We start from the raw sequence: 5,019 nt of genomic DNA, 5'->3' as shown, positions 1-5,019 counted from the left end.
CGTATCGCCACGGCGGCGACCACCGACAGGATCTGCGGGCAGAGCGGACTCGACACCCATGGCGAGGTCAACTGCCGCGTCGGCGTCGACGTGATGGTCAACCTCAAGCGCTGGCAGACCGGTTCACCCGAATTCCACGGACCGCTCGATGACTACCGGGCCCTGATCATCAACCACGAGGTCGGCCACTGGCTCGGCCACGGACACGAGGGCTGCCCCGGCAAGGGACGTCCCGCCCCCGCCATGATGCAGCAGATATACGGCCTCAAGGGCTGCGTCTCCAACGCCTGGCCCTACGCTGCCAACGGCACGTACCTGGGCGGCCCGACGGTCCCCTGAGGCTCTCCCCCGGGACCTGTTCCGCCCGTCCCTCCTCTTCCGTGCGCGAGTGGACTGAACCAATCGTCGCCGACAATGGTCCTTACAGAGAGGTGTAGGGGACAACGAAGTACGGGGAGGGGCGCGGATGTCCGCATCAGATGTGCGTCGGCGGGGGCAGCGTGGCCGGAACCGGCTGTTCGTCATGGCGGTCGTTCCGGTGGTGCTGGTGGCGGCCGCCGTGGCCGGCCTGCGGTGGAAGAGCGAGCATGCGAACAGCACCGGCTCATCGGCCTCGTTCGCCATCGCCCGTGCGGCAGCGTCGGACACCGGCCGGGGCCACACCTACCGGGTCGAGGTCGAGGACGGTTCGGGCCTGGACGCGGACAAGGCCGCCGCGGAGGTGGCCCGCATCCTGGCCGCACCACGGGGCTGGTCGCACCACGGCGAGCAGACGTTCAGCCAGATCTCGAAGCGTCCGGCGGGTCTGGTGATCCGGATCGCATCGCCCGAGACGACCGACAAGATCTGCGGGCAGAGCGGACTCGACACCCATGGCGAGGTCAACTGCCGCGTCGGCGCCGTCGTCATGGTCAACCTCAAGCGCTGGCAGACCGGTTCACCGGAATTCCACGGTCCGCTGGCCGACTACCGGGCCCTGATCATCAACCACGAGGTCGGCCACTGGCTCGGCCACGGACACGAGGGCTGCCCCGGCAAGGGACGCCCCGCCCCCGCCATGATGCAGCAGATATACGGCCTCAAGGGCTGCGTCGCCAACGCCTGGCCGTACGACGCCAACGGCACGTACCTGGGCGGCCCGAAGGTCGCCTGAGACCGGCGTGCGGGTTCAGCGCCGGCGGTGCACCAGCCGCCCGGCGAGGACGGTGACCACGCAGGACGCCGCCCCCGCTTCGACGAGCGCCGCCTCGTCGGGCACGTCGAAGACCGCGAGATCGGCGCGGGCGCCGACGACGAGCGGGGTGTGCACGGAGCCCGGCAGATCGCGGCCCGCCGCGAACGGGTCCAGGTCAGGTGCGCCGGCTGCCGGGGCGGCGGGCACCTCGACCAGACCCGAGCGGGAGAGGGCGGTACGCACGGCCGGGTCGCCGAACGGGCCGCCGACATGCGTCGTGCCGTACCGCAGCATCTGCTGGAGTCCGCGCCGTACGCTGCCGGCCCACCGGCTCGCGTCCAGCTCACCGGCCAGCCGGGCGAACGCCTCGCCCGTCACCGGCTCGGCGCCGAGCCGGTCCGCCTCGCGCGGGTCGGGGTGGTAGCAGCGGGTGAGCAGCCATGCGGCCTGCCGCTGCCGGAGGCCCGGGGTGATGACGCCCGGCCACTGCCGTACCCGGGCCGCCGGATGAGCGGCGGCGACCTCGTCGTACGGGCCGAGCGCGACGATCCGGTCGCCCTCCACCGCCACCGCACCCTGCTCGACGGCAGCCGCGCCGACCGGAAGAACCAGCGGCGCGGCGTGGACGGTCAGCACAGCGGCATCAGTTGGCGCTGAGGAGCTTGAGCTCCGGGTGCGCGGTGCCGCCCTCGATCGCGGTGGACGAGATGTGCGAGACGACGCGCTCGTCGACCGGGTCGTTCGCCGGGTCGTCGTGGACGACGAGGTGCTCGTAGGTCGTGGCGCGCTGGGCCGGGACCCGGTCCGCCTTGCGGATCAGGTCGATGATCTCCAGGCGGTTGGAGCGGTGCTTGGCGCCGGCGGAGGAGACGACGTTCTCCTCCAGCATGATCGAGCCGAGGTCGTCCGCGCCGTAGTGCAGCGACAGCTGGCCGACCTCCTTGCCCGTGGTGAGCCAGGAGCCCTGGATGTGGGCGACGTTGTCCAGGAAGAGCCGGGCGATGGCGATGATCCGCAGGTACTCGAAGAGCGTGGCCTGCGTCTGGCCCTTCAGCTTGTTGTTCTCCGGCTGGTACGTGTACGGGATGAAGGCGCGGAAGCCGCCGGTGCGGTCCTGCACATCGCGGATCATGCTCAGGTGCTCGATGCGCTCGGCGTTGGTCTCGCCGGTGCCCATCAGCATGGTGGAGGTGGACTCGACACCGAGGCGGTGGGCGATCTCCATGATCTCCAGCCAGCGCTCACCGGACTCCTTGAGCGGGGCGATCGCGGTACGCGGCCTGGCCGGCAGCAGCTCGGCGCCGGCGCCCGCGAAGGAGTCGAGGCCGGCGGCGTGGATGCGGCTGATGGCCTCCTCGGCGGAGACGTCCGAGATCCGGGCCATGTGCTCGATCTCGGAGGCGCCGAGGGAGTGGATGACGAGCTGCGGGAACGCCTTCTTGATCGCGGAGAAGTGCTTCTCGTAGTACTCCACGCCGTAGTCCGGGTGGTGCCCGCCCTGGAACATGATCTGGGTGCCGCCGAGCTCGACCGTCTCCGCGCAGCGGCGCAGGATGTCGTCGAGGTCGCGGGACCAGCCCTTGTCGGTGTCCTTGGGCGCGGCGTAGAAGGCGCAGAACTTGCACGCCGTGACGCACACGTTCGTGTAGTTGATGTTGCGCTCGATGATGTACGTCGCGATGTGCTCCGTACCGGCGTAACGGCGTCGGCGTACGGCGTCGGCGGCCGCGCCCAGCGCGTGCAGCGGGGCGGAGCGGTAGAGGTCGAGCGCCTCTGCCGGAGTGATCCGTCCGCCTTCGGCGGCTCGGTCGAGGATGGGCTGGAGGTCGGCCTTCTCGGTCACCGGGCTGTCACCTTTCGGCGGTTTTTCAACGGATCTACGGACCGGTTCAGCGTACGCCAGCCCCGCTCCGGGTCATTGGCCGGACCGGCTCAGCGTGCCGTACGGAAGTCCGGCGCCCCGCTCGTCCGACCTGTACCGCAGTGTGCCGTCGGCCGCGAGGGTGAAGTGGACGGCGTCGACGGTGCTCGTGCACAGGCCCCTGGTGCTCGGGCGGTCCGCGTCGGCGCGTTCCCGCAGCGTCAGCTGCTTGGCGGTGCCGGAGACGAGGGAGGCGATGCTGTTGCAGGTGACCTCGACGCCGAGGCTGCTGACCGTCGTGGTCATCGTGACCACGTCCTGGCCCCTCTTCCCCTTCTTGAAGACCGCGGTGAGCGTGCCGTGCGGCTGACCGCTCGTCTTCTCGGTGACCGGCCCCTGCCACGTGCCGACGAAGCCCTTCGGGACCTCGGTGACCGGTGACGGGCTGCCGGTGGCCGAGCCCGCGGGTGCGGGCTCCTCCGCCGACGGGCCCGAGCGGGTGGCGGCCGACGTCGGGCTGGTGGCCCCGTGGTCCGCGGTGTTGGAGCCGCTGCCGCCCGGCATCAGGTCGAGGAGGAAGGCGCCGCCCACCGTCACGGCGGCGAGCGCGCCCGCAACCGCGAGGGCGACGGTGCAGCTCAGCTTCCGGCCGCCGCGCTCCCCCGGCCCGGAGTCGGCGCTCACGCCGACGCTGAACCGGGGGTCGGAGGTGCGTTGCCCCGGCACCCCGCCCGTCCCCGCGGCGGGCGGGTACGGCGGCGGCGTCGGGCCGGCCGGGAGGTGCGGTTCGACCGGCGGGCCGAACACACCGAGTCCGGGGCCCCCGCCGAACCCGGACGAGGCGCTGGTGAACGGCACCGGGCCCGACTGCACGGGCGCGTCCTGCGGTTCCAGATCGAGCAGCGCGACCGCCGACCGGCTGACCTCGCGCACCAGGGGTCCGGGCAGCCAGCCCGCCGCCACCCGGACCGCCGCGCCGTCGGGCGCCAACTGCCGGGCGAGATCGGCGGGGGTGGGGCGGTGCTCCGGGTTCTTCGCCAGGCAGGCGGCGACGACCTCGCGCAGCCCGCCCTCCAGATCGCCCAGTTCGGGCTCCTCGTGCACCACCTTGTAGAGCAGTACGGCGGAGGAGTCGCCGGGGAAGGGGGCGGCGCCGGTGGCCGCGTAGGCCAGGACCGCGCCCAGCGAGAACACGTCGGCTGCGCCCGAGATCTCCAGGCCGCGGATCTGCTCGGGCGCCATGTAGCCGGGCGAGCCGACCGAGACCCCGGTGGAGGTGAGCGAGGCGGTGGCGTCGATGGCCCTGGCGATACCGAAGTCGATCAGACGCGGGCCGTCGAGGGCGAGCAGGACGTTGGAGGGCTTCACGTCCCGGTGGATCAGGCCCTGCGCGTGGACCGCGGCCAGCGCCTCGGCCAGCCCGGCACCCAGGGTGCGTACCGCCTGTTCGGGCAGCGGGCCGTGCTCGACGACGGCGTCGGAGAGCGGGGGCCCGGCCACGTAGCCGGTGGCGACCCACGGGACGGGTGCGTCCGGGTCCGCGTCCAGGACGGGCGCGGTCCACTGGGCGCCGATCCGCCGGGCCGCGTCCACCTCGCGCCGGAACCGGGCACGGAACTGCTCGTCGAGCGCGAAGTGCGGATGGACGACCTTGACGGCGACGGTACGGCCGCCCGCGCTGCGCCCCAGATAGACGCGGCCCATGCCACCGGCACCGAGTCTGCCGAGCAGTCGGTAGGCGCCGATGCTGAGCGGTTCGCCGGCTTCCAGCGGCTGCATATACGGACTCCCCCTGTGGACCGGCCGACCTCCGACCGAAGCCTAGAGCCTGTCCGGCGAAGGCCATCGGGTCACAGAGAAACCATCCGCCGATTCCGCCCCCGAGGGAACGAACAGCGTCATTCACCGGAGAAAAGGGCGTGAATGTGCTGTTCCCGGCTCGGCAGTCCGATTGGCGGGGGATCGGGAGCGCCACGCCCCAACC

The 5,019-nt window shown here is 72.0% G+C and carries 5 protein-coding genes; 2 read left to right on the top strand and 3 right to left on the bottom strand.

Going from position 1 to position 5,019, the window contains the following annotated elements:
• Together ACFVW8_RS38495 and ACFVW8_RS38490 are read left to right on the top strand one after the other, a co-directional pair.
• Positions 1-339, top strand: a 339-nt coding sequence (locus ACFVW8_RS38495) for a DUF3152 domain-containing protein (RefSeq protein WP_389698602.1), incomplete at its 5' end; no start/stop codon positions are given.
• Positions 340-466: 127 nt separating this feature from the next.
• Positions 467-1,153 (top strand): DUF3152 domain-containing protein, encoded by a 687-nt coding sequence (locus ACFVW8_RS38490; protein WP_389698600.1) that lies wholly within the window; start codon positions 467-469, stop codon positions 1,151-1,153.
• A 15-nt stretch (positions 1,154-1,168) separates the two neighbouring features.
• On the opposite strand, the gene ACFVW8_RS38485 is transcribed toward ACFVW8_RS38490, so the two are convergent.
• From ACFVW8_RS38485 to ACFVW8_RS38475, 3 genes are all read right to left on the bottom strand, one after another.
• Positions 1,169-1,810 (bottom strand): hypothetical protein, encoded by a 642-nt coding sequence (locus ACFVW8_RS38485; protein WP_389698598.1) that lies wholly within the window; start codon positions 1,808-1,810, stop codon positions 1,169-1,171.
• Between the two features lie 7 nt (positions 1,811-1,817).
• Positions 1,818-3,017, bottom strand: a complete 1,200-nt coding sequence (mqnC, locus tag ACFVW8_RS38480; protein WP_389698596.1) for a cyclic dehypoxanthinyl futalosine synthase — start codon at positions 3,015-3,017, stop codon at positions 1,818-1,820.
• A gap of 72 nt (positions 3,018-3,089) precedes the next feature.
• A complete protein-coding gene (locus tag ACFVW8_RS38475) occupies positions 3,090-4,814 on the bottom strand; it encodes a serine/threonine-protein kinase (RefSeq protein ID WP_389698594.1) in 1,725 nt (574 codons plus the stop codon).
• Positions 4,815-5,019: the final 205 nt, after the last annotated feature.

The sequence above is a fragment of the Streptomyces sp. NPDC058221 genome (assembly GCF_042882365.1).
Lineage (GTDB): Bacteria > Actinomycetota > Actinomycetes > Streptomycetales > Streptomycetaceae > Streptomyces.
The sequence above is the reverse complement of the archived record's forward strand: the minus strand, read 5'-3'. Positions and strand labels throughout refer to the sequence as shown.

Excerpts from the sequence above, each read along its gene's own strand:
- ACFVW8_RS38490 (WP_389698600.1), top strand. The coding sequence starts at position 467 with ATGTCCGCATCAGATGTGCGTCGGCGGGGGCAGCGTGGCCGGAACCGG.
- ACFVW8_RS38475 (WP_389698594.1), bottom strand. The coding sequence starts at position 4,814 with ATGCAGCCGCTGGAAGCCGGCGAACCGCTCAGCATCGGCGCCTACCGA.